This is a genomic window from Clostridium sardiniense, assembly GCF_050584765.1.
Lineage (GTDB): Bacteria > Bacillota > Clostridia > Clostridiales > Clostridiaceae > Clostridium > Clostridium sardiniense_A.
The window spans coordinates 386568-409283 of the sequence record NZ_JBNOOR010000002.1 but is presented as its reverse complement, the minus strand read 5'-3'; the positions used below and the strand labels follow the sequence as shown (position 1 = coordinate 409283).

Here is a 22716-nt window from a genome sequence, read left to right as displayed (position 1 = left end):
TTAAAAACTATATAATTAATGTAAACAATTACTTAATTTAAAGGGGATGTTTTTATGGGGAATATTATGAACAAAGTTGAAGAGAAGATGATGCCTATTGCTTCAAGGTTAGCAAGTAATGCGATACTAACTGCTATAAGAAATACTATGATTTCACTAATGCCATTCTTTATAGTTGGCTCTGTATTCTTACTTTTTGCATATCTGCCTATTAAGGGATATGATGAATTCATAAACGGTATATTTGGTGAAGGTGTTCTTCAAGGGTTAGTAACATCAGTTTCTAATGCAACTATAAATGTTATGGGACTTATTATTTTAATTGGTGTATCTTACAATTATTCAAAGGCAAAAGAGGAAGATCCTATATTTATAATAATAACAAATTTAATGGTATTTTTAATAGTTACTCCATTAGTTGATGGGAATATAGCTTCAGAATGGCTTGGAGCTAAGGGAATGTTTATATCAATTTTAATCGCTATAATATTTACTAATATTTTTATTAAAATAAAGAAATTAGGCATACAGCCTAAAATGCCAGATACTGTACCACCAGCAGTTACAAAGTCTTTTGGAGCCTTAGTACCAATAGCTTTAGTTTCAATAATTGCTGTATTAATTAGAGCTTTATTTATGAATACAAGCTATGGTGATATACATCATTTTGTTTTCTCAATTGTACAAGCTCCTTTATTAAAATTAGGAAATAATATTTTCTCAATGATTATAGCAGAAATGTTAGGACAATTCCTATGGTTCTTTGGATTGCATGGTAATGATATTGTAGGCTCTGTAATGAGTCCAGTTTGGTTAAGTCAATCAGCAGAGAACTTAGCTGCGTTTACTGCTAATGCAGAGTTACCTTTTATAATAACTAAACAATTTAAAGACATATTCATGCAAATGGGTGGATCAGGTTCAACACTTCCATTAGTTATCAGTTTAATCTTTTTAACTAAATCAAAACAACTTAGAACATTAGGAATACTAGCATTACCAGCAAGTCTTTTTAATATAAATGAACCAATAATTTTTGGGTTACCTATAGTTTTAAATGCAATAATGTTTATTCCATGGATGTTAGCAACACCAATTGTTTCTATAATAACTTATGTAAGTATGAGTATAGGATTAGTTAGTCTAACATCAGGAGTTATAATTCCTTGGACAACTCCAGTAGTCCTGAGTGGATATTTAGTATCAGGAGTTAGCGGTGCTATCCTTCAAATTGTTTTATTAGTTGTAGTATTCTTTATATACTATCCATTTATAAAAATATTAGACAAAAGATATCATAAGGAAGAAATGTTAGATTTAAGTATAGCAAAAGGGGTTTAAACTATGAAAAAAACAAGAGATATTTGCACACATGAATCAGAAAGTAATATAGGAGAGTATTTGGCTGTTTCCATGCCAATAGTACAAACAAGTTCTTTTAAATTTAATTCTTATGAGGACTTTTTAGATATAGTTTCTGATGAAAAAAACAGTTATATGTACACAAGAGGTTCTAATCCAACAACAAAGTTAATAGAAAATAGATTGGCAAAGTTAGAAGGTGGTGAAGCTTGTAAGGTATTTTCATCTGGTATGGCAGCTATAACATCTACCTTATTTACAATGCTGAAAAGTGGAGATCATATATTGACTATTGGGACAATCTACGGACAGACAGTTTCGTTTATGAAATACCTAAGTAAGTTCAATGTTTCACATTCGAATATAGCATCTGACGAAAAGGTAGATATAGAATCAGCAATAAAGGAAAATACAAAAGTAATATATATTGAAAGTCCATCCTCTCAACACATGAGATTATATGATTTAGAAGTTATTTCGAAAATTGCAAAGGAAAATAATATTATTACTATAATGGATAATACTTGGTCAACAGCTATTTTTCAAAAGCCAATTGAGTGGGGAATTGATATAGTAATACATTCTTGTTCAAAATATATTGGGGGAAGTTCAGATGTAGTAGCAGGGGCTGTTATATCAAAAAGGGATATTGTTGATGATATATTCGAAAATGGTCATCAAACTTTAGGCGGAGTAAGTAGTCCATTTAATTCATGGTTATTATTACGTTCTCTTACAACATTACCAATAAGAATGAAACAACATGATGAGTCAGTAAGAAAAGTTATAGACTTCTTAAAATCTGACAGTAGAATAAAAGCAATATATCACCCATATTGTTCAGAGGGTAAGCAAAAAGAATTAGCAAAGAAATATTTAAGTGGATATTCAAGTTTATTATCATTCGAATTGGTTGATAGCGATTTTAATAAATTAATTAAATTTGTTGATTCCTTTAAACTATTCACAATAGGAGTTAGCTGGGGAGGCTTTGAAAGTCTTATTTTGCCAGCTAATAAAGGCATAAATCATGAAGATTTAAAGGCTAGAGGAATTGGAGAATCGCATATAAGATTATATGTTGGATTAGAAGATCCAGAATCATTAATAGATGATATAAAAACTGCATTAGATAAAATATATATTTAAGATAAATATGTAAAGGGCTATTCTAGATTTAGGATAGCCCTTACATTATGTATTAATGAGATACTAATATATTATTAATAAAATTAGCTTTAATAATAATTCCTTATAATATATAATTGTCATATATTGGGGGGGGTATCTATGGGATTAAATAAAAAATACATGATTTTTAATGTAATTAAATTCTTAGTATTCTTAACTATTGTTATAGCATCTTTTGGATATAATGAAATGTATTTTGGAGATATTACAGTTAAAGCGAATCTTCGTGAAGCATATATTATATTCTCTGTAGTGATTGCTTTTTTATTTGGTAATTTATTTTTAAAGTTTTTTATAAAAAATAAATTATTAACTTTTATTGCTAGTATACTATTTTTAGTTATTATTACTAAATACTGGATTGCATTTATAGGAATGACGTTATGTATTATTTCCATGGATTTGCTTTTTGAATCTAGTATAAGATATTTTATTGACTTTTTTATAAAGGAAACTAAATTAGTTTATATTGTATTCTCATTACTAAATTTTTTTAGTTTGCTTTTTATTTGTGAAATTTTATCAATGGAACCATTATTATAATTTTATTTCAAAGTTAGTTTACAAAATAAACTATATATAACACTAATAAAAAACTATATAGTATAATTAGAACTATACTTTAAATAGTATAATGAGAAATACTTTAATAAGGAGAATTACAATGAACAACGGACAAGAAAGATTTTTTAATTTCATAATGGATAGAGTAGAAGAACAAAATCAAGATAAAGCAAAGGAATTACTTAGCGAAAGTTTTGCAAAGCAAAATAATGGTACTTTCAATGCAGAATATATGGCTACTTTTATTCCTAAAATGCTACAATTAATAAAGCCAGAATGCCTTGAAGAAGTAAAGAATATTATGACTAATCATAAAGCATAAAAACATAAAGTTTACGTGATATTTAGATAAACTTTTTTAATTAGCCACAATATATGTACTGGGAAATAAATTAAGCCCAGATATATATTGTGGTTAATTTTTTTTATAGCTCTTTATATAATTTTACTAACTTAAAATAATAAATAAGGCTCGTACATATTTACGTTTAAGGATTTACATTTTTGGACATAAGAAAATTTTAAGAAATTTGGTAATATTATCTTAATGTTTAAGGTATATACTATATTTGTAAATTTGAAAATTTTAATTGAATAATAAATGAGGAGGTTAAATTATTATGATGAAAAGTTATATAATATCCATGGCATTAGCATTGATCTTAATAACTATTTTAAATATTTGTTTAAATAAAGGTACTGATAGTATTAAAGAAAAAATTAAATGGCAGCATTACTTTTTTGGGTATCTTTTTATTCTATACTTAATGATTGCATTAAAAGATGTAGTAGGATTTCCTTCAATAAGTGATTTTCAAGGAGCTTTAAAAGTAAATAAACCAATATTTAATCCTATTATAAATTTTATTCCTTTTAGCAATGGAATTGAAATTTCAGCTATACTTAATATAATATTTTTTATGCCATTTGGATTTTTATTACCTGTCTTATGGCAAAAGTTTAGAAGGTTTTTACCTATATTATGTGCAGGGGTAGTATTTTCGCTTATCATTGAAATTGGACAATTATTTACTCATCGTGCCTCTGATATTGATGATTTAATAATGAATGTATTAGGAGCTATTTTAGGATGGATTATTTTTATGGTTATGAGTAAAATTTTTTATAAACTGTCTAATAAGACTGCAGCTGAGCCTTCTGCTACGGATAGTATTATTTTAAAATTGGAACCTTATATATACATTGTAATTGCAATTATGAGTACATTTTTAAGCTGAATTATTAAGTGAAGATAATAGCAAGTACAACTTACGAAAAATAGTATTTTCATAATATATAGAAGTTTACTATTGTATATTATGATTCATTAGATCTATTGAAAAGGAGTGAGAATGTGAAAAAGAAGGTAATCAATAGTTTATTTATAATAAGTTTTATTTTTTATATTTTATTTTTGCTGTGGAATATTCTTTTTAAGTATGTTTCACCTATGGAGCTATTTAGTAGTGGAAGATATTTTTCTAGAAGTATTAATTTAGTTCCTTTTAATGACATTATTAATGGATATTATAATAGCCTTGATATTTGGGGTAACGTGATTTTGTTTATTCCTTTAGGAGTTTATATTAATATATTTTTGAAAAATTCTAAGATAAGCAAAAATATAGTTAATATAGCAGGAATATCAATATTGTTTGAAGTTATTCAATATGTGTTTGCAATAGGGGCTAGTGATATAACTGATGTAATTACAAATACCTGTGGTGGAATTATTGGAATAGGGTTGTACTTAGTAATTAAAAAGGTATTAAAAAATGATAAAAGGGTTAAAACATTTGTGTCTATTTGTAGCACCTTAGTTATGATACCTGTTGCATTTATTATTTTAGCACTGTTTATTTATAATTAGTTTATTACTTGCAGATAGATATTTAATATATAATCTTAAAATATTTATGACTATGGAGGAAGAGAGATGGACAATATTGATATAATATTGAAAGAAATTCCTGAATGGAGTGGTATTGAAGGAATAACATACGAACCTTTAAATGGTGGTTTATCAAATGTTACTTATAAGGTAAAAGTAGATAATAAATTTTATGTATTAAGGATTAATAGTAATCAAAATTAATATCTAGATTTAAGCAGGGAAAAAGAACAAGATGCAAATATTAAAGCATCAAAATTAGGCGTAGCGCCTATTATTTTTTCTACAAGAAATAAGAAGGATTTTTTGATTACTGAATTTATCGAAGGAAAAAGTATAGAAACAGAAAGAATGAATAATCCAGAATTAATAAAAAGGTTACGGAAACTCTTCTAAAAATACATTCTCTAAAAGGTATAGAAAGAAAATGTTCTCCTTTTGATTTAATTAGAGGATATTTAAATGGTGCACAAGATTTAAAAGTAGCGGTTCCTGATAGATTATATAAACACTTAGAACGCATGGAGAAAATAGAACTTCAAAGAAGTAAAGATAAAGAAAATATAAACAAGTATTGCCATAATGATTACCATACACCATATAATATGATATTAAATGAGGAAAAGCTTACCGTAATTGATTGGGAGTTATCTGGTATTGGAGATGCGTTTTTTGATCTAGCAACTATTTCCTCAGATAATAGGTTTAGTGTAGAAGAAGATAAAGTTTTATTGGAGAGTTATTTTGGTGTGCTTAAAGAAGAGCAACTTAATACATTAAATGATATGAAATTTATTTGTATGTTAAGGGAAATAGCATGGGCATTAATGTATGAAGGAATGGACATTGAAAGAGTGAACTTCAATATGAACTATTATGAATTTGCAAACCATGTTTTAGATAGATTAGATCAAGGTTTAGTAACATTATAGTCTCTAGTCATTAGAAATAAACTAAGATATTTGCATAATGATAAATTTTTATGTAATGGTGGAGCTTGGTTAATAAGATACTATTTAATAATACTCTTATACTACTAAAGCAACTAGAAAAACAGGTGATGAGGGGATAGATGGAATAATATATGAAGTGAAGAAAATGGATACAGATTACTTTATTGAAGAATAATATTAAATTTTTAGTTAGATAAATTAGAATTTGTAAGAGAGGAAAATTAAAATATGTGTACTGATTTTGTTAACTTAACAACAGAAAATCTTGCTAATGAACATTTATGCTGTATTATACGCAGTAAAAAACCACATCAAGGTATTGACGAAAAACGACAATGGCTTTCTGATAGACTAAATGAAGGTCATGTTTTTAGAAAGTTAAATGAAAAGGCAACGGTTTTTATTGAATATGCTCCTCTTGAAACAGCTTGGGTTCCTATAACTGGTGATAACTATTACTATGTATATTGCTTATGGGTTTCCGGTAGTTATAAAGGAAAAGGGTATGGGAAATCACTAATGGAGTATTGTTTGGCAGATGCAAGGGAAAAGGGTAAATCAGGCGTTTGCATGATCGGAGCAAAGAAACAAAAACATTGGCTTTCTGATCAATCATTTGTGAAGAAGTTTGGTTTTGAGGTGGTTGATACTACCGATAATGGATATAAACTGCTTGCACTTTCTTTTGATGGAACAACACCAAAGTTCACACAAAATGCTAAAAAACAAGAAATTGAATGTAAAGATTTAATAATTTATTATGATATGCAATGCCCTTATATCTATCAAAACATTGAGAAGATAAAACAGTATTGTGAAATAAATGATGTTCCTGTATCTTTAATTCAAGTGGATATGCTACAAAAAGCAAAGGAATTACCTTGTGTTTTTAATAACTATGGTGTGTTTTATAAAGGAAAATTTGAGACAGTGAATTTATTAGATATTGGAAGTTTAGAGAGAATACTCAAGAAATGAGAATACAATTTTGAGTTTTTCTTTTGATAATTAGGACTATCTATTAAAAAAAAGTGTCACCTGAATGTATGATGGAGATATAGATATAATAGAAAAATATTATAGCTATAAGGTTTGTTAAATTAGAATTTGAAAGTGTGAGGGATAGTGATGGAAAAGAAGGAAACAGTAACACAAGAAGACTTGCTTAAAGTGTTGAATTTAATAGATAATACTGGAATAAGTTATTGGTTAGATGGTGGATGGGGAGTAGATGTGCTTGTTGGGAAACAAACGAGAGAACATAGAGATGTAGACATAAATTTCGATTCTAAATACACCGAAAAACTATTACAGATATTGAAAGAAAACGGATATGAAATAGTAACAGATTGGAGTCCTGTTCGTATAGAACTGTATCATCCGCACTTAGGTTATATAGATATCCATCCATTTATTCTTAATGATAATGGAACAGCGAAACAAGCTGATTTAGAAGGAGGATGGTATGAATTTGAAGCTGATTTTTTTGGGAATGCTATTTTTAATGGAAGAATAATACCATGTATATCTGCTAAGGGTCAAAAAATATTTCATACAGGTTATGAATTACGTGAAGTTGATAAACACGATATTAGAAATATAGAAAAATTATTAAATTTCAAAGAATAGGCACCGTGTCAAATTTCAGTTTGTCTAATAGATAAAAAACCTCACTTACTACCGATACGGAGAATCGTACCATAAGTAAGCCTCCGAATCTTCGATTTTGGGAGCAGAGCTAGCACTTGGTGATAGCGATGAAAGAATATATATAGTTGAACCTACTGGTGAATTTGAAGATGATCCTAATTTGACTGATAAAAAATTCCCAGGGAATCCTACACGTTCTTATCGTACACGCTTTCCACTGAAAGTAATTGGTGAAATAAGTGAATGGAAAGGGCATTCACCAGAAGTACTTAAAAATATGAAAGATAATTTAATTAAGCTTAAGAAACAGGGAATTGAAGCTATTAATGAGTAAAAGTTATATTAAGTACTACTAAAAATGAGTATATATAACAATGAGGTAAATAAAATTTAAAAAAATATATTCAAGCAAAAGGAGTTATTATGGCTAAAGTACGAAAAATGATTGGAAAAGCAGATTCACCATATATTGTTTCTCTTATGAGATTAATAGAAACACAAAGCAAAAATACAATTGTAAAATGGTGTAATGAATATGCAAGGGAGCATATTCTACCTATTTATGAAAAAGATTATCCAGAGGATTCTCGTCTAAAAAATGCATTGAATGCATCTAATGAATGGCTAGAAGGAAATATGAAATTAATAGAGGCAAAGAAAATTATTAAGGAAGCTCAAATAGCTGCAAGAGAAGCAGAAGGAAATCCAGCTGCACAAGCCGCAGCTAGGGCAATTGGAGCAACAACGGCAACAATTAATACTGTAACAAGTTCTTTAGGACTCGCATTTTACGGTGCTGCAGCCATAGCATATTCATCTATTGGTGTTAATGAAAAGGCTGAGGTTTATGATGAAATTGCAACAAGAGAGTGTAAAAAAATGGAGGAGGCTTTACGTAAAGTTGCTATAATAGATGAGCCTAATCCAGCAAAAATAAATTGGAATTGCTAAATATGAAAATTTATATTTATTAACGAAAAAGATGCTATCTTGTAAGAAGAAAGTGTCTTTTTATTTTAATTTAAAATTTAGTTGACCTATCAACTAAATCTATTTATAATAGGATTAATAGATAAGAAATAATGAGAATAAAAGATACAATCTAATAATAAAGAAAAGATTAATTGAATAAAAAATAATAGGGGCTAGTTAATGAAAAGGTTTAAAACAGAATCAATTAGTAGATATATTAATTACTTATATAGGCAAGGTGTTAGTTTTTTAGGAAATGAATATAAAGATTATAATATTGGAGCAGGTCAATACCAATTTTTGCTTTATTTATATATGAAGGATGGAATAACTCAGGATGAATTAACTCATAAAATAGGTGTTGATAAAGCAGCTACAACTAGAGCAATTACTAAATTAGAGGAAAATGGATATGTAAAAAGAGTTCATGATGAAAAGGATAAAAGAAAGCATCATATATTTTTAACAGAGTATTCTAAAAAAAATAAAGAAGAGATAATTAATGTATCAAAAAAATGGGAAAATGGGTTAGTAGAAGAATTAACTAAGGAGGAAATAGAACAGTTTTATTACCTTCTTAGAAAAATAACTAAAAATGAATTAAAAGATGACTTTAATGAAGAAACTATTTAAGAGGAGAGGTTTTGAATATGGAAAAGAAGTTTTTTGAAGGTAGATTTGAAAATAAAGTTATGATAGTAACAGGTGCTGCTAGGGGGATAGGTAAAGCAACTGCCATAAGAGCAGCTAAAGAAGGAGCAAAAGTCGTAGTAGTTGATATTTTGAAAAAAGAAGGTGAAGAGACTTTAAAGGCTATACTTGATAATGGTGGAGATGCAATATTTTTAAATTTAGATATATCTATTGAAAGTAATTGTGATTACATGGTAAAAGAAACTATTAAAAAGTATGGTAAGTTGGATATAGCTATAAATAATGCAGGGGTTATGGGAAAGCCAGGTCCACTACATGAGTTAAAGCAAGAAAATATGGATTATACAATGGCAAATAACTTCTATAGTGTTTACTTTAGTTGTAAATGCGAAATCAATCAATTCTTAGCACAAAATACTGCAGGTGTTATAGTGAATAATGCATCAATTGCAGGATTAACAGGATTACCAGGAAATCCAGCATATGTTGCATCTAAACATGCTGTAAATGGATTAACTAAGAATTTAGCTTTAGACTATGCAAGATTTAACATAAGAGTAAATTCTGTAAATCCTGCTGGAACAGATACTCCAATGGTTAGAGAAGCTATGGAATATGTTAAGGCTAGAAGAGCAGAAGCTATAGCTAAAGGTATGGATCCAGCACAAGCACAATCTATGGCAGGACAAAAGACAAGGACTATTCAGCAAAGAGAAGCAACTGCAGAAGAACAAGCAGCTTCAATATTATTCTTAGCTTCTGATGATGCAACTCATATGACAGGTGCCACATTGCAAACTGATGGTGGATGGACATCATTCTAAATAATAATATATATTTATTTCAAATGAGGCTCCAATATTTACTGAAATTAATGAAAAAAATAGTCTTAGATATTGATACAACATATCTAAGACTATTTTTATAATTGAAACTTATTTATTTTAACATATTTAATATTTAATATTCCAACTTCTGGAAGTGAAGAATCACAACTAAATTCTATTGCTCCATTTTTACTAAAAATAAATCCTATTGTATTTATTATTTTAGCACTTTTTACTTATAATTAGCCTATTACTTGCAGATAGATATTTAATACACAAATTTAAAATACTATGAGTAAAAGGTTGATGGTTTATTAAAGGTATATAATTAAATTCAAATGTTAAAAATTAAAATAGATATCTAGAATTAATAAGTAAATCTAGATATCTATTTTTTATTAAAAAACCTTATGTAAAAATACAAAATATGGTTTTTAAAACTTTAAATGTATGATAAGATAAGCATGAAAAAATTAACAATCTTAAATTATTGCAGGCTATGGAGGAAGAGAGATGGACAATATTGATATAATATTGAAAAACATTCCAAAATGGAGTGGTATTGAGGGAATAACATACGAACCTTTAAATGGTGGTTTATCAAATGTTACCTATAAGGTAAAAGTAGATAATAAGTTCTATGTATTAAGGATTAATAGTAATCAAAATGAATATCTAGATTTAAGTAGGGAAGAAGAACAAAATGCAATTATTGAAGCATCAAAATTAGGTATAGCTCCTAATGTTTTTTCCACAGCAAACAAGAAGGATTTTTTGATTACTGAGTTTATAGAAGGAAAAAGTATAGAAACAGAAAAAATGCATAACCCAGAATTAATAAAAAATGTTACAGAAACTCTTTTAAAAATACATTCACTAAAAGGTATAGAAAGAAAATCTTCTCCTTTTGATTTAATTAGAGGATATCTAAATGGTGCACAAGAGTTAAAAGTAGTGTTTCCAGATAGATTATATAAATACTTGGAGCGCATGGAGAAAATAGAACTTCAAAGAAGTAAAGATAAAGAAAATATAAACAAGTATTGCCATAATGATTATCATACAGCGTATAATATGATATTAAATGAGGAAAAGCTTACTGTAATTGATTGGGAGCTATCTGGTATTGGAGATGTGTTTTTTGATCTAGCAACTATTTCATCAGATAATAGGTTTAGTATAGAAGAAGATAAAATTTTATTGGAGAGTTATTTTGGTGTGTTTGATAAGGAGAAACTTAATACATTAAATGATATGAAGTTTATTTGTATGTTAAGGGAAATAGCATGGGCATTAATGCATGAAGGGATGAACATTGAAAGAGTGAACTTCAATATGAACTATTATGAATTTGCAAACCATGTTTTAGATAGATTAAATCAAGGATTAGTAACATTATAGTATTAAGGAATTTTATTATAAAAAAATTTAATAATTAATTTTACAAAGAAAAGTAGATAAGTATAGAATGTAAGAAGTTTATAAGGGGGGGGGATTAAATGAAGAGTTTAAAGGTTGGATTAATTCAACATAAAGCAATAGCAAACAATATTAATATGAATTTAGAATTAGGTTTGAAATATATAGCTGAAGCAAAAAAGCTAGGTGCTGACATAGTCCTTTTTCCAGAAATGTGGTCAAATGGATATGAACCTCCTTATGATGAGGCATTTGAAAATCCATTTGATGAAAATTACAAAAATGAACGTCAAAAATGGCTTGATGAAGCTGTTGATGAAGAAAGTAAATATGTTAAAGCTTTTAAAGGGGTTGCTAGAGAATTAGAAATAGGTATTGTTATAACATATCTTTCAAAAGGAAATGCTAGTCCACAAAATACAGCTTTAGTTATTGATAAGACAGGAGAGATTTTGATTAAATATTCAAAGGTTCATACTTGTGATTTTTCATTAGAAGCTTTGCTTGAAAATGGAAAAGAGTTTAAGGTATGTGATTTCTGTGGAGTTAAACTTGGAGTAATGATTTGCTATGATAGAGAATTTCCTGAAAGTGCTAGAATTTTAATGTTAAAAGGGGCAGAAATTATACTTGTACCCAATGCTTGTGATATGAATCCGGCAAGAATAAATCAATTAGCGACAAGAGCTTTTGAAAATATGACTGGTATAGCAATGACAAATTATCCGGGAAAGAAATGGGGAAATTCATGCGCATATAGTCCAATAGTTTTTGATGATGATGGTAACTATGTTGATAATAAAATTATTTCAACGAATGATATCCAAGAGGATATATTAATAGCAGAATTTGATTTAGATAGAATAAGAAATTATAGAAAAATGGAAACGTGGGGAAATGCATATAGGAAAGTTGAAGCTTATAAAGAGTTATTAGATAATAAAGTACAATAACCATTTATAAGTAGAGATATAGCTGATAAAATAGCAAGGAAATGTATTGAAAATAATGATTTATTGTTTGATGAATTGTTACCTTTTATAAGTAAAGAGGTAGCAGAAGAACTTTTGAAAAAAGATTAGGTTAGGATTAATATGACATCAAAAGAATGTGATATATTACAATTAAAGTTAAATTTTAAAACATTTCAATTTTAGAGATATCTATTAAGGTATCTCTTTATTTAATATAAAATATTGCCTAATTAATTATAAAACTTATAATAAGTGAAATTTAATTTATTTAGTTTAATTATTGACAAACAAAATAAATGAGGTTACAATTTATTTTGTTAGCTAATATACAAACTAAATAAATTATTGTGGAGGTTAATCACATGAATAAGAATAATATATTAAATAAATTAATGGAGATTACATATCAGCCGTTTCTGATTTTTGCAAATCAAGTAGAAGAAAAGTCTGACAATGCTTTTGAAACGCTAAGATTACTAGAAAAAGAAGAAAATGTTACTGCTGGCCGTATCGCCGAATACTTGGATATCAAACCTTCTAGTGTTACGCAAATAATTAAAAAATTAGAAGAAGCGGGGACTGCTAATCGTGTGAAATCAGAAAATGATGCACGTGTTACTTTTGTAGAATTAACCGATAAAGGTAGAGAAAGTATCAATGATCAAGGAAAAATTTCTTCAGGTTTGAAAGATGAAATGTTTAAAGACTTCACTGAAGAGGAGTTAGAAACGCTTGATAAATATTTAAACCGCATTAATGAAAATATCTCGAGTGATGAATTTAATGAAAAGTTAAATGAGATTTTTGGTGATGATAAACGTTGGAAACATTTCAGTAAAATATCTGCTCATTTTGGTCGTGCTAGAGAACAAATGTTAGAGCGTAGCGGGTTCGGGAATGATGTACATAGAGGCTTTGGCGGAGGTTTTCATGGTAGATTCGGTGGAGATAGTAGATTCTTTGGAAGGGAGCACAAATAATGGATGACGGAAGAGCAGCAGGTGGCGGAGATATTCGTAAAGACGGAACAAAGTTCTCTTTAAAACAATTTGCCAAACTGATTAAAACAACAAGACCAAAATATTATCTATTAGTTATTGGAAGTTTGTTATTACTTATTTCATCTAGTGTACAAATTTACGTACCAAAATTAGCATCATCGTTAGTCAATAACTTCTCAAAAGGTATAGATTATACTTTATTAGTAAAGGTTGTATGTCTTTTTGTGGCTGCAGCGATTATTTCAGCTATTGCGGGAACAATATTAGGGATTTTTGGAGAAAATATAATTCAAAATCTAAGGAAAAATCTCTGGCTTAAATTGGTAACACTTAAAGTGAAATACTTTGATACAGTAAAAGCAGGTGAAATTTCAAGTCGTCTAGTAAATGACACATCACAAGTGAAGCAATTACTTGCAACTACATTTCCACAAACACTATCAAGCATTATCTTGATATTAGGTTCTGTATATATGATGATCCGTATGGATTGGCATATGTGTGTGGCCATGCTTGTAGTTGTTCCTATAGTGCTAATTATTATGTTCCCGATATTTAGTTTTGGAACGAAAGTTGGGCATATGAGACAAGATGCACTAGCTGAATTTAATGGGGTTGCCAGTGAAACATTAAGCGAGATTCGCTTAGTGAAAACATCAAATGCTGAAAAACAGGTACAATTTCGTGCAAATAAGGAAGTAGATAGACTTTTTAAAGTTGGTAAGAAAGAGGCAGTTTTTGATGCAACCATGCAACCAATTATGATGATGGTTATGATGAGCATGATTTTTGGATTGCTTGCATATGGTATGCATAGAATTGCTATAGGTGAGATGGAAATTGGGACATTGATGAGCTTTTTGATGTATCTATTTAACTTAATTGGTGCATTACCAAGCGTAGCTACATTGTTTACAGAAATGGCGAAAGCTGCTGGTTCAACTAAACGTGTTCAAGAATTGCTTGATGAAGAACCTGAGGATTTACAAGCGGGAAAAATTATTGATTTGAGTGGTAAGAATTTGAAAGTTGAAAACGTAAATTTCTCTTATGAAAAAGATGAAATGATTTTGACAGATGTATCTTTTGAGGCGAAACCTAGTCAGATTATTGCTTTTGCAGGACCATCTGGTGGTGGTAAATCAACAATCTTTAGTTTGCTTGAAAGATTCTACGATCCAACTAGTGGAACCATTAAGTTTGGAGATACCGATATTAAAGATATTAATTTAACAAATTATCGCAGTCAAATCGGTTTCGTTTCTCAAGACAGTGCCATCATGGCAGGAACGATTCGTGAAAATCTGACTTATGGATTAGATAAAAATTTTAGTGATAATGAATTGTGGGAAGTATTGGAATTGGCGTATGCTCGTAAATTTGTAGAAGAAATGCCCGATGGCTTATTAACAGAAGTTGGCGAAAGAGGTGTGAAGATTTCTGGTGGTCAACGTCAGAGAATTGCCATAGCTCGTGCGTTCTTACGTAATCCTAAAATTTTAATGCTTGATGAAGCAACTGCAAGTCTTGATAGCGAATCAGAAATGATGGTGCAAAGTGCTCTTACGAATTTAATGAAGGGTAGAACAACACTTGTAATTGCACATAGACTTGCCACAATTGTTGACAGTGATAAAATCTATTTCTTAGAAAAGGGGAAAATCACTGGTAGCGGAACGCATGATGAGCTTGTAGAAAGCCACGAAACTTATGCGAAGTATGTGAGTGAACAATTCAGAGTTGAAACTCCGATTTTAACGAGGTAGGAGAATAATCCATGAGTGGCCCTATGCCAATATCTTAGACACAAAAAGTCAAACTTTTTTATGCTACACTTTTAGCTAATAATTCATATTGATGTGGAGTCATGTAATTAATAGAAGAGTGTAGCCTTTTTTCTATTATACCAGCCTTTAATGTATTTAAATATTGCTATATTATCTTCTTCGAAGGTAAGGTATGTATTTCTATAAATTTCTTTTTTCTTGAATTTAATAATGAAGGGCAGATTTATGTAGAGTATTTATATATTACTTTATTAAATAATTAACCTTACTTATTACGGAGAACCGTACCATAAGTAAGCCTCCAAATCTTCGATTTGGCTAAGGCGAACTTACTCAGCGAGAGAATGAGAGAAGAGTTTCATATAAATGATATTTTTACTAAAATTGGATAATGAGAGCAGATTATGGCTCTGCTATCCTGCACTAAGCATATCCTTGGCAATACTAATGTAGTGCTATCAGGATTTTTTGTGTCTTAAGCAAGAATAGATATATGGTAAAAAACCCCTCTTTATTATTTATTTTTAAATGCTTGAAAAAATATCAATAAACATATAGAATTCAATATAAAGTACAAAAGTATTGTATATCAAACAAAAGCTTATTTTTCTTTTATAATAAGCTATAACTAAAGCAATAAAAATATTTTGTAGTTAAACGTATTATCCTATAATTTATGATGAAAATAATATATTAAATAGGAAAATAATAGTAATATCTTATGTGATTTATGTATGACTACAATGCAAGTTAAAAGAGAGGGAGTTTATAATGTATAGTTTTAAGAATGATTATAGCGAAGGAGCACACCCAAGGATATTGACTGCTTTGATAGAGGGCAACATGGAACAAGTTGAAGGGTATGGAGAGGATCCATATACAAAACAAGCCATTGAACTATTGAAACAAAAAATAGGACGCGAGGATATAGATATACACTTATTTCCAGGAGGCACACAAACAAATCTAACGGCAATCTCTGCTTTCCTAAGACCTCACGAGGCAGCAATAGCAGCAAATACAGGACACATTTTAGTCCATGAGACTGGGGCTATTGAGGCTACAGGTCATAAAGTTATTTCTATAGAAGTAGAAGATGGAAAACTATGCCCTAAGCATATAAATCCTATTTTAGAGTTACATGCAGATGAACATATGGTAAAACCAAAACTTGTTTATATTTCTAATCCTACAGAGATAGGCTCAATTTATAGTAAAAGCGAACTCGAAAATCTAGGTATTTTCTGTAAAGAGAAGAATTTAATCCTATATGTTGATGGTGCAAGACTAGGCTCAGCACTATGTTCAGAAGAGAATGATATGGAACTTTCAGATTTAGGAAAATATGCAGATGCATTTTACATAGGTGGAACTAAAAATGGTGCATTAATGGGAGAAGCACTTGTAATATGTAGAGATTCACTTAAGGAAGAGTTCAGATTCAGCATTAAGCAAAAGGGAGCTCTACTTGCGAAAGGTAGATTACTTGGAATACAGTTTGCAGAACTATTCAAAGATAACCTATACTTTGATTTAGCAAAACATGCTAACAAAATGGCTAGTATATTGAAAGATGAGATTAGTAAAGCAGGATATTCATTTTTAACACATTCACCTTCTAATCAAATATTTCCAATACTACCTAATACTTTGATTGAAAAACTTCAAGAAAAGTATTCATTTCATATTTGGGAAAAAGTTGATGATAATAATTCGGCTATTCGCCTTGTAACTTCTTGGGCAACACAAGAAATTAAGGTTAGAGATTTTATAGATGATTTAAAAAATTAATGTAGCCCAATATAGAATCTAATATATTGTAAGATATAAAATGTACCAAAAAGGACTTACAGATACAGGTAAGTCCTTTTATGTATTAAAAATAGATTTTAAAATAAGAAAAGAAGGTACTTTATTATAAAAACAGAAAAACTATATCACTTATAACTGATACGGAGAACCGGACCACAAGTAAATGAGGTTTTTACTAAATTTGGACAATTGAATATTATGAGATAACTTGTAAAGTAACCAGTAAATATAAAAAAGTATACAAAAAAAGAGAAGTCACTCCTATTTAGTAAACATCTCTTTCTAACTTAATTATAGCATGTATAAAGTGGAAATATAAGTCTATATTTTTCGCTTTATATATATTAAGATAATGTAACTATAATAAAAAGACGAGGAGACTTTATATGAGTATTGAAAACAAAGCACCTATCAAAAATAACTCAGATATAATTTTAGATAAAGGACCTTTTTATCATGGAACGAAGGCTAACCTTGAAATAGGAGATTTAATTGAAATAGGATTTTCATCTAATTATGGTAAAGGCAACAAAGCTAATTTTGTTTATATGACAGCAACTTTAGATGCAGCCATTTGGGGAGCAGAGCTAGCATTTGGTGATAGCGATGAAAGAATATATATAGTTGAACCTACTGGTGAATTTGAAAATGACCCTAATTTGACTGATAAAAAGTTCCCAGGGAATCCTACACGTTCTTATCGTACACGCTTTCCATTGAAAGTAATTGGTGAAATAAGTGAATGGAAAGGGCATTCACCAGAAGTGCTTAAAAATATGAAAGATAATGTAATTAAGGCTAAGGAACAGGGAATTGAAGCTATTAATGAGTAAAAACTATATTAAGTACTACTAAAAATGAGTATATAACAATGAGGTAAATAAAAATTTAAAAAATATATTTAAGGAAAAGGGGTTATTATGGCTAAAGTACGAAAAATGCTTGGAAAAGCAGATTCACCATATATCGTTTCTCTTATGAGATTAATAGAAACACAAAGCAAAAATACAATTGTAAACTGGTGTAATGAATATGCAAGGGAGCATATTCTACCTATTTATGAAAAAGATTATCCTCATGATTCTCGTTTAAAAAATGCATTGAATGCATCTAATGAATGGCTAGAAGGAAATATAAAATTAACAGAGGCAAAGAAAATTATTAAGGAAGCTCAAATAGCTGCAAGAGAAGCAGAAGGAAATCCAGCTGCACAAGCCGCAGCTAGGGCAATTGGAGCAACAACGACAACAATTAATACTGTAACGAGTTCTTTAGGACTTGCATTTTACGGTACTGCAGCCATAGCATATTCGTCTATTGGTGTTAATGAGAAGGTCGAAGTTTATGATGAAATTGCAGCAAGAGAGTGTAAAAGCATGGAGGAGGCTTTACGTAAAGTTTCTATAATAGATGAGCCTAATACAGCAAAAATAAATTGGAATTGCTAAATATAAAAATTAATTTAAGAGATTAAAAGTAAGCCAATGATATTAAAGTATCATTGGCTTATGTTATATTCAATTAGTAATTATTTAAATATCATTAATCAGATTAATTTAGATTTCAATTTGTACTTTTATAGGAAAATTATCTGCGAAATTATAGAGTATCATAACTGCATTTACTAACTAATTCAGTAGCAGTATTTATATAATCTTCATAAGACACTATAAAAATCATTATTTCATTTTATATGATAACCATTCTCCGGCCTGTCCGACTTTTTCGAAGCTTATAAATTTGCATATTTTTTCTGAAAATCTTCCAAATTTACGATATAAAATATTAAAGGCAAGATAGGGCATGATTTGTTTCTTACTTTTAGGCAATCTTTTTATTATATTTTTAAAACTATAAATCTCTTTATAGATATTAATATAACCATTATATAATTCTTCTTGTGTCATATTTTTAGGCATAAAAACAACATTTGCTGTATTGTATTTTGATAAATCAAAGTCAATAATTCTTCCTGACTTCAACATTTGATTATACAGATTTGTTCCAGGATAAGGAGTTAAGATATGCGATGTTACGGTTTCAATTTTATTGTCTACTATCCATTGCAAGGTAGTCTTAAAGGTGTTTTTATCATCACCATCTAATCCAAAAACAAAACTAGCATTAATCATAATTTCCCTCTTATGAAGTTCTGATACTAATTTTTCAAATTGTTCAACATTGTTTTGTTTTTTGTGAACATTATTTAAGGATTCTTTGTTTATGCTTTCAAAGCCTATAAATAAGCTTTTGCATCCAGTTTCAGCCATTTCATCTAAAAGATCTGGCATATTAGAAATATTAGCTGATACTGCTGCATTCCATTTTATTTTTAATGGCTTTATAGCTCTCAAAAATTCTCTAGTCCATTGAGGATTTCCAATAAAGTTATCATCAATAAACATAATATGTTTTTTACCAATTGTCTTTATATCTCTAATAACATCTTCTATGGGTCTATTAACATAAAAATTACTATAAGTATTACAGCTGTTATAACAGAAATCGCATTTAAAAGGACAGCCTCTGCTTGTACTAACTATATTGCTATATAAATAGTCTTTTTTATTTATTAAGTTATAGGCTGGTGACACTATAGTACTTCCATTAATCTTAGTATTACAATAATAGATTTTTTTAAGTTTCTTATTTTCTAAATCTTTAATAATATCAGGCCATGTTGTTTCAGCCATTCCTACAGATATTACATCAAAATATTCTAAATATTTTTCTGGAACTGCTGTAATATGAATTCCGCCTACTACTACGGGAATATTCATTTCTCGATATTTTTTAGCTATGCTGATAGCGCGTGGCAAAACATCAACTGTGACTGTTATTCCAACAACATCAACCTTTTCATTAAAGTTTATATCTCTAATATTTTCATTTTCAATAAGAACAGTATGATCCTTATTAAAAATATTAGCTATTGTGAGAAGTCCCAATGATGGAGACATTCTAATCTTTAAATCTGTATCCATAGGTCGTTTATTCATTTTAAGTTGTATTAGTTTAATAATCATAAAAACTCGTTCCTTTCATGAGAGAGGTAATAATTGGTTATTGATAAATTTTATTGTTAGAAAACTAGTTTTGCATTAAAGTAGCATGCTTATTAACTTTAAAAGGATATTAAAACTGGTTTTATAAAAGTCTTTGACTAAATTGTTTATTAATATAAATATTACATTATTTTTTATTGCAAAACAATAAAAAAGTATTAAAAAGCAATAAAAGTAGTTTCTTCTTGATTTGGAGTTAACTCTAAGTAATATAATAAATTTATATATTGAATGTAAATGGAAATAGCGTGGGCATTAATGCATGAAGGAATGGATATTAAAAATAGGCTAAAGATATTTTAAAATATCTTTAGCCTATTTATTTTTTACAATGGAAGCCTAATAGTGAATTGAGCACCAATATCAGTATTATTAGCACTAATTTCTCCATTAATATAAGTAATTGCAGATTTAGCTATAGGTAATCCTAAGCCGAATTTTCCACCCTTACCTTTATAGAATCTAGAAAACATGTTTTCCAAATCGTCTTCATCAAAACCTTTGCCATCATCAGTTATCTTTATATTTATATAAGAATCATCTAACTCGACAGATATGATAACAACTTTATTTGCATATCTTAAACAGTTAGATAACAGATTTAGAATAACTTTAGATAATAAATACTCATCAGTATGTATTAGAATGTTTTTAGAGCAATCAATTAAAATTTCTAAATCATTTTTATATGTTAAGCCTACTAATCTATTTGAATAATCTTTAAGCACATCATATAAATTTAAGTATTCTAAATTCAATTCAAAATCATAAGTATCTAATTTTGAAAGTTCTAAAAGACGTTCTACTATTGCATTAAGCCTCTTGCTCTCAGCTATAATAATATCAGTTGGAGTATCTAAATCATCAAACACATCATATTTAATTCCTTCAGCATATCCTTGAATAGACATTAAAGGAGTCCTTAATTCATGTGAAGCATTTTGAAAAGCCGTCTTTTGAGATGAATAATATTTTTCAAGTTTAGAAACCATATGGTTTATGTTTTCATTAAGATCAATGATTTCTTTTATATTATTATCATCTTTTAATGGTTTATAATGTCCATTTGCAATATCTCTTGTAATATTAGAAAGCTCCTTAATAGGATTTGATAAAGATATAGCCATAAAATGAGAGAGAACTATAGATATTAAGGTTGTTAAAGCTAAAATTATTATCATTGTATAATCAAGTGGCTTAAGAAAAGAGTCAATTATATCTTTAGATAGATATATTAATAGATAGTCCTCTTTATAAATATCAGTTCTAATTATTGAAGCATAATAACTATTATTATTTGAGTAAAGTTTTAAAATCTTATTTTTATTACTTTGATTTTTAAAGTCTATTGAAGTAAAAGCTTGATTTAATAAATCATTAGTTAGGTCAGATGTAATATTATCATGTGGGTACAAGACCTTAGAGGAACTATTAAATAATGCTATATGAATACCAGACATTAATTTAGAATCATTAATTTCATTACTCAATATATCAATTAAATCCTTAAATTTTTCTTCAGGAGACATGTCTTTATCAATAACATCCTGATTATATTTACTTTCAATTGTATTTGTTAAATCTAGTAGGTTAGTATTAATATACATTTCAATATCAGGAGATACTGCTAATTTAAAAAGGATGTAAATTATAAATGAGGATAATATTGATACTATTAATAAGAAACTAAGAATCTTGTATCTTATACTTACTGGTTTATTTTTCATAGCTATCATTTTGTATAATTCTAAAACCATATCCTCTCAAAGTTTGAATAGTTATATTAGCATTAAATAATAATAATTTTTTTCTTAGTCTTTTTACAGTATCATCTGTTGCTCTAGTATCTATAGTATCTGAATTAAAGTTCCATATTTTTCTTAGGAGTTCATGTCTACTTATAGCACGATCAGAGTTTTTAATAAGGTAAATTATAAGTGACAGTTCTGTAGGTGTAAAATTGATTTCTTCACCATCGATAGTAGCTATACGTTTCTTTTCATCAATTATTAGATTACCAAAAGTTAAATTAGCAGGGCTTGTTTTATCTACTTGATCAAGATCAATTCTTCTAAAAATAGCTTTAATTCTTGCTAATAGCTCTAGTGGTGAGAATGGTTTAGTTATATAGTCATCACAGCCAATATTAATAGCTGTTACTTTATCAATTTCACTACCAAGTGCAGAAACAATAATTATTGGTACAGAGCTTAATTTACGAAGTAAAGAACAAATTGTTATTCCATCAATATCCTGTAACATTACATCCAAAATAACTAAATCAGCGGGAGTCTTATAAAACTCCTGAAGTAAATCTGAACCTATATTAAATGATTTTACTATAAAGCCATCCTTTTCAAGAAATGATTTTATAAGTGCACATATATTTTCTTCATCATCGACTAAATATATCATCTTTTTCAATATATCACCTCTAAATTGCATAAATTTGTTAAACATAATTATAGCATATTATAAAGAGTAAAATCATGAATTAGTCACCTACTTTATTGATTATTAAAAAGATATGTAAATGCCACAAAGTTGCCACAGTTATTCGTTTGTTTTGCCGTAGCTAGTTAGATAGAATAAAA

General features: G+C 28.6%; 23 protein-coding genes and 1 pseudogene. 21 read left to right on the top strand and 3 right to left on the bottom strand.

Translation table 11 applies throughout. The features are described 5' to 3' along the window. Nucleotides 1-54: 54 nt before the first annotated feature. From ACQPUW_RS11635 to ACQPUW_RS11535, 21 genes and pseudogenes are all read left to right on the top strand, one after another. Nucleotides 55-1341 (top strand): PTS sugar transporter subunit IIC, encoded by a 1287-nt coding sequence (locus ACQPUW_RS11635; protein ID WP_430837665.1) that lies wholly within the window; start codon nt 55-57, stop codon nt 1339-1341. 3 nt (nt 1342-1344) lie between these two features. Then, nucleotides 1345-2511 (top strand): trans-sulfuration enzyme family protein, encoded by a 1167-nt coding sequence (locus tag ACQPUW_RS11630; RefSeq protein WP_430837664.1) that lies wholly within the window; start codon nt 1345-1347, stop codon nt 2509-2511. Between the two features lie 141 nt (nt 2512-2652). After that, nucleotides 2653-3096, top strand: coding sequence for a hypothetical protein (locus tag ACQPUW_RS11625; RefSeq protein WP_430837663.1), 444 nt, complete (start codon nt 2653-2655; stop codon nt 3094-3096). A gap of 121 nt (nt 3097-3217) precedes the next feature. Beyond that, on the top strand, nt 3218-3439 hold the full coding sequence (locus ACQPUW_RS11620; RefSeq protein WP_430837662.1) for a hypothetical protein: 222 nt from the start codon (nt 3218-3220) through the stop codon (nt 3437-3439). Nucleotides 3440-3737: 298 nt separating this feature from the next. Continuing rightward, a complete protein-coding gene (locus tag ACQPUW_RS11615) occupies nt 3738-4355 on the top strand; it encodes a VanZ family protein (RefSeq protein ID WP_430837661.1) in 618 nt (205 codons plus the stop codon). Nucleotides 4356-4471: 116 nt separating this feature from the next. Then, the gene (locus ACQPUW_RS11610) at nt 4472-4987 is read left to right on the top strand and encodes a VanZ family protein (RefSeq protein WP_430837660.1); all 516 of its coding nucleotides are present in this window, start codon (nt 4472-4474) and stop codon (nt 4985-4987) included. A gap of 66 nt (nt 4988-5053) precedes the next feature. Continuing rightward, a complete protein-coding gene (locus ACQPUW_RS11605; RefSeq protein ID WP_430837659.1) occupies nt 5054-5212 on the top strand; it encodes a hypothetical protein in 159 nt (52 codons plus the stop codon). Nucleotides 5213-5373: 161 nt separating this feature from the next. Continuing rightward, nucleotides 5374-5940, top strand: a complete 567-nt coding sequence (locus ACQPUW_RS11600; protein WP_430838088.1) for a phosphotransferase — start codon at nt 5374-5376, stop codon at nt 5938-5940. Nucleotides 5941-6189: 249 nt separating this feature from the next. Beyond that, the gene (locus tag ACQPUW_RS11595) at nt 6190-6939 is read left to right on the top strand and encodes a GNAT family N-acetyltransferase (RefSeq protein WP_430837658.1); all 750 of its coding nucleotides are present in this window, start codon (nt 6190-6192) and stop codon (nt 6937-6939) included. Nucleotides 6940-7089: 150 nt separating this feature from the next. Then, a complete protein-coding gene (locus ACQPUW_RS11590; protein WP_430837657.1) occupies nt 7090-7590 on the top strand; it encodes a nucleotidyltransferase domain-containing protein in 501 nt (166 codons plus the stop codon). Between the two features lie 85 nt (nt 7591-7675). Further along, nucleotides 7676-7945: pseudogene (gene arr / locus ACQPUW_RS11585) on the top strand (NAD(+)--rifampin ADP-ribosyltransferase); the annotation flags it as partial. A gap of 89 nt (nt 7946-8034) precedes the next feature. After that, nucleotides 8035-8562 (top strand): putative immunity protein, encoded by a 528-nt coding sequence (locus ACQPUW_RS11580; RefSeq protein ID WP_430837656.1) that lies wholly within the window; start codon nt 8035-8037, stop codon nt 8560-8562. A gap of 201 nt (nt 8563-8763) precedes the next feature. Beyond that, nucleotides 8764-9216, top strand: a complete 453-nt coding sequence (locus tag ACQPUW_RS11575; RefSeq protein ID WP_430837655.1) for a MarR family winged helix-turn-helix transcriptional regulator — start codon at nt 8764-8766, stop codon at nt 9214-9216. A gap of 17 nt (nt 9217-9233) precedes the next feature. Next, nucleotides 9234-10061: an SDR family NAD(P)-dependent oxidoreductase gene (locus ACQPUW_RS11570; protein WP_430837654.1), complete on the top strand. Its 828-nt coding sequence runs from the start codon at nt 9234-9236 to the stop codon at nt 10059-10061. A gap of 516 nt (nt 10062-10577) precedes the next feature. Continuing rightward, a complete protein-coding gene (locus tag ACQPUW_RS11565) occupies nt 10578-11465 on the top strand; it encodes a phosphotransferase (protein WP_430837653.1) in 888 nt (295 codons plus the stop codon). A 98-nt stretch (nt 11466-11563) separates the two neighbouring features. Next, the gene (locus ACQPUW_RS11560) at nt 11564-12436 is read left to right on the top strand and encodes a carbon-nitrogen hydrolase family protein (protein ID WP_430837652.1); all 873 of its coding nucleotides are present in this window, start codon (nt 11564-11566) and stop codon (nt 12434-12436) included. Between the two features lie 383 nt (nt 12437-12819). Then, nucleotides 12820-13437, top strand: coding sequence for a MarR family winged helix-turn-helix transcriptional regulator (locus ACQPUW_RS11555; protein ID WP_430837651.1), 618 nt, complete (start codon nt 12820-12822; stop codon nt 13435-13437). Next, nucleotides 13437-15224 carry an ABC transporter ATP-binding protein gene (locus tag ACQPUW_RS11550; protein ID WP_430837650.1) on the top strand — a complete coding sequence of 596 codons (1788 nt, stop codon included), beginning with the start codon at nt 13437-13439 and terminating at the stop codon, nt 15222-15224. Before ACQPUW_RS11555 ends, ACQPUW_RS11550 begins: the two co-directional genes overlap by 1 nt. A 792-nt stretch (nt 15225-16016) precedes the next feature. Continuing rightward, nucleotides 16017-17036 carry a threonine aldolase family protein gene (locus ACQPUW_RS11545; RefSeq protein ID WP_430837649.1) on the top strand — a complete coding sequence of 340 codons (1020 nt, stop codon included), beginning with the start codon at nt 16017-16019 and terminating at the stop codon, nt 17034-17036. Between the two features lie 407 nt (nt 17037-17443). Continuing rightward, nucleotides 17444-17890, top strand: coding sequence for an NAD(+)--rifampin ADP-ribosyltransferase (gene arr, locus ACQPUW_RS11540; RefSeq protein ID WP_430837648.1), 447 nt, complete (start codon nt 17444-17446; stop codon nt 17888-17890). 87 nt (nt 17891-17977) lie between these two features. Beyond that, nucleotides 17978-18505, top strand: a complete 528-nt coding sequence (locus ACQPUW_RS11535) for a putative immunity protein (RefSeq protein ID WP_430837647.1) — start codon at nt 17978-17980, stop codon at nt 18503-18505. A gap of 231 nt (nt 18506-18736) precedes the next feature. On the opposite strand, the gene ACQPUW_RS11530 is transcribed toward ACQPUW_RS11535, so the two are convergent. The 3 genes from ACQPUW_RS11530 to ACQPUW_RS11520 all read right to left on the bottom strand — a co-directional run bounded on the left by ACQPUW_RS11530 (nt 18737) and on the right by ACQPUW_RS11520 (nt 22537). Next, complete coding sequence (locus tag ACQPUW_RS11530) at nt 18737-20083, bottom strand: B12-binding domain-containing radical SAM protein (protein WP_430837646.1); 1347 nt, start codon at nt 20081-20083, stop codon at nt 18737-18739. 365 nt (nt 20084-20448) lie between these two features. Beyond that, a complete protein-coding gene (locus ACQPUW_RS11525) occupies nt 20449-21849 on the bottom strand; it encodes a sensor histidine kinase (protein ID WP_430837645.1) in 1401 nt (466 codons plus the stop codon). Next, entirely contained in the window at nt 21839-22537 is a 699-nt protein-coding gene (locus ACQPUW_RS11520; protein ID WP_430838087.1) for a response regulator transcription factor, read from the bottom strand. The genes ACQPUW_RS11525 and ACQPUW_RS11520 overlap by 11 nt, the downstream gene beginning before the upstream one ends. Between the last annotated feature and the right edge of the window lie 179 nt (nt 22538-22716).

Bases quoted from the DNA above. Each gene is read 5' to 3' on its own strand.
- ACQPUW_RS11635 (WP_430837665.1), top strand. From the start codon at position 55: ATGGGGAATATTATGAACAAAGTTGAAGAGAAGATGATGCCTATTGCT.
- ACQPUW_RS11630 (WP_430837664.1), top strand. From the start codon at position 1,345: ATGAAAAAAACAAGAGATATTTGCACACATGAATCAGAAAGTAATATA.
- ACQPUW_RS11625 (WP_430837663.1), top strand. From the start codon at position 2,653: ATGGGATTAAATAAAAAATACATGATTTTTAATGTAATTAAATTCTTA.
- ACQPUW_RS11620 (WP_430837662.1), top strand. From the start codon at position 3,218: ATGAACAACGGACAAGAAAGATTTTTTAATTTCATAATGGATAGAGTA.
- ACQPUW_RS11615 (WP_430837661.1), top strand. From the start codon at position 3,738: ATGATGAAAAGTTATATAATATCCATGGCATTAGCATTGATCTTAATA.
- ACQPUW_RS11605 (WP_430837659.1), top strand. From the start codon at position 5,054: ATGGACAATATTGATATAATATTGAAAGAAATTCCTGAATGGAGTGGT.
- ACQPUW_RS11595 (WP_430837658.1), top strand. From the start codon at position 6,190: ATGTGTACTGATTTTGTTAACTTAACAACAGAAAATCTTGCTAATGAA.
- ACQPUW_RS11590 (WP_430837657.1), top strand. From the start codon at position 7,090: ATGGAAAAGAAGGAAACAGTAACACAAGAAGACTTGCTTAAAGTGTTG.
- ACQPUW_RS11580 (WP_430837656.1), top strand. From the start codon at position 8,035: ATGGCTAAAGTACGAAAAATGATTGGAAAAGCAGATTCACCATATATT.
- ACQPUW_RS11575 (WP_430837655.1), top strand. From the start codon at position 8,764: ATGAAAAGGTTTAAAACAGAATCAATTAGTAGATATATTAATTACTTA.
- ACQPUW_RS11570 (WP_430837654.1), top strand. From the start codon at position 9,234: ATGGAAAAGAAGTTTTTTGAAGGTAGATTTGAAAATAAAGTTATGATA.
- ACQPUW_RS11565 (WP_430837653.1), top strand. From the start codon at position 10,578: ATGGACAATATTGATATAATATTGAAAAACATTCCAAAATGGAGTGGT.
- ACQPUW_RS11560 (WP_430837652.1), top strand. From the start codon at position 11,564: ATGAAGAGTTTAAAGGTTGGATTAATTCAACATAAAGCAATAGCAAAC.
- ACQPUW_RS11555 (WP_430837651.1), top strand. From the start codon at position 12,820: ATGAATAAGAATAATATATTAAATAAATTAATGGAGATTACATATCAG.
- ACQPUW_RS11550 (WP_430837650.1), top strand. From the start codon at position 13,437: ATGGATGACGGAAGAGCAGCAGGTGGCGGAGATATTCGTAAAGACGGA.
- ACQPUW_RS11545 (WP_430837649.1), top strand. From the start codon at position 16,017: ATGTATAGTTTTAAGAATGATTATAGCGAAGGAGCACACCCAAGGATA.
- arr (WP_430837648.1), top strand. From the start codon at position 17,444: ATGAGTATTGAAAACAAAGCACCTATCAAAAATAACTCAGATATAATT.
- ACQPUW_RS11535 (WP_430837647.1), top strand. From the start codon at position 17,978: ATGGCTAAAGTACGAAAAATGCTTGGAAAAGCAGATTCACCATATATC.
- ACQPUW_RS11530 (WP_430837646.1), bottom strand. From the start codon at position 20,083: ATGATTATTAAACTAATACAACTTAAAATGAATAAACGACCTATGGAT.
- ACQPUW_RS11525 (WP_430837645.1), bottom strand. From the start codon at position 21,849: ATGAAAAATAAACCAGTAAGTATAAGATACAAGATTCTTAGTTTCTTA.
- ACQPUW_RS11520 (WP_430838087.1), bottom strand. From the start codon at position 22,537: ATGATATATTTAGTCGATGATGAAGAAAATATATGTGCACTTATAAAA.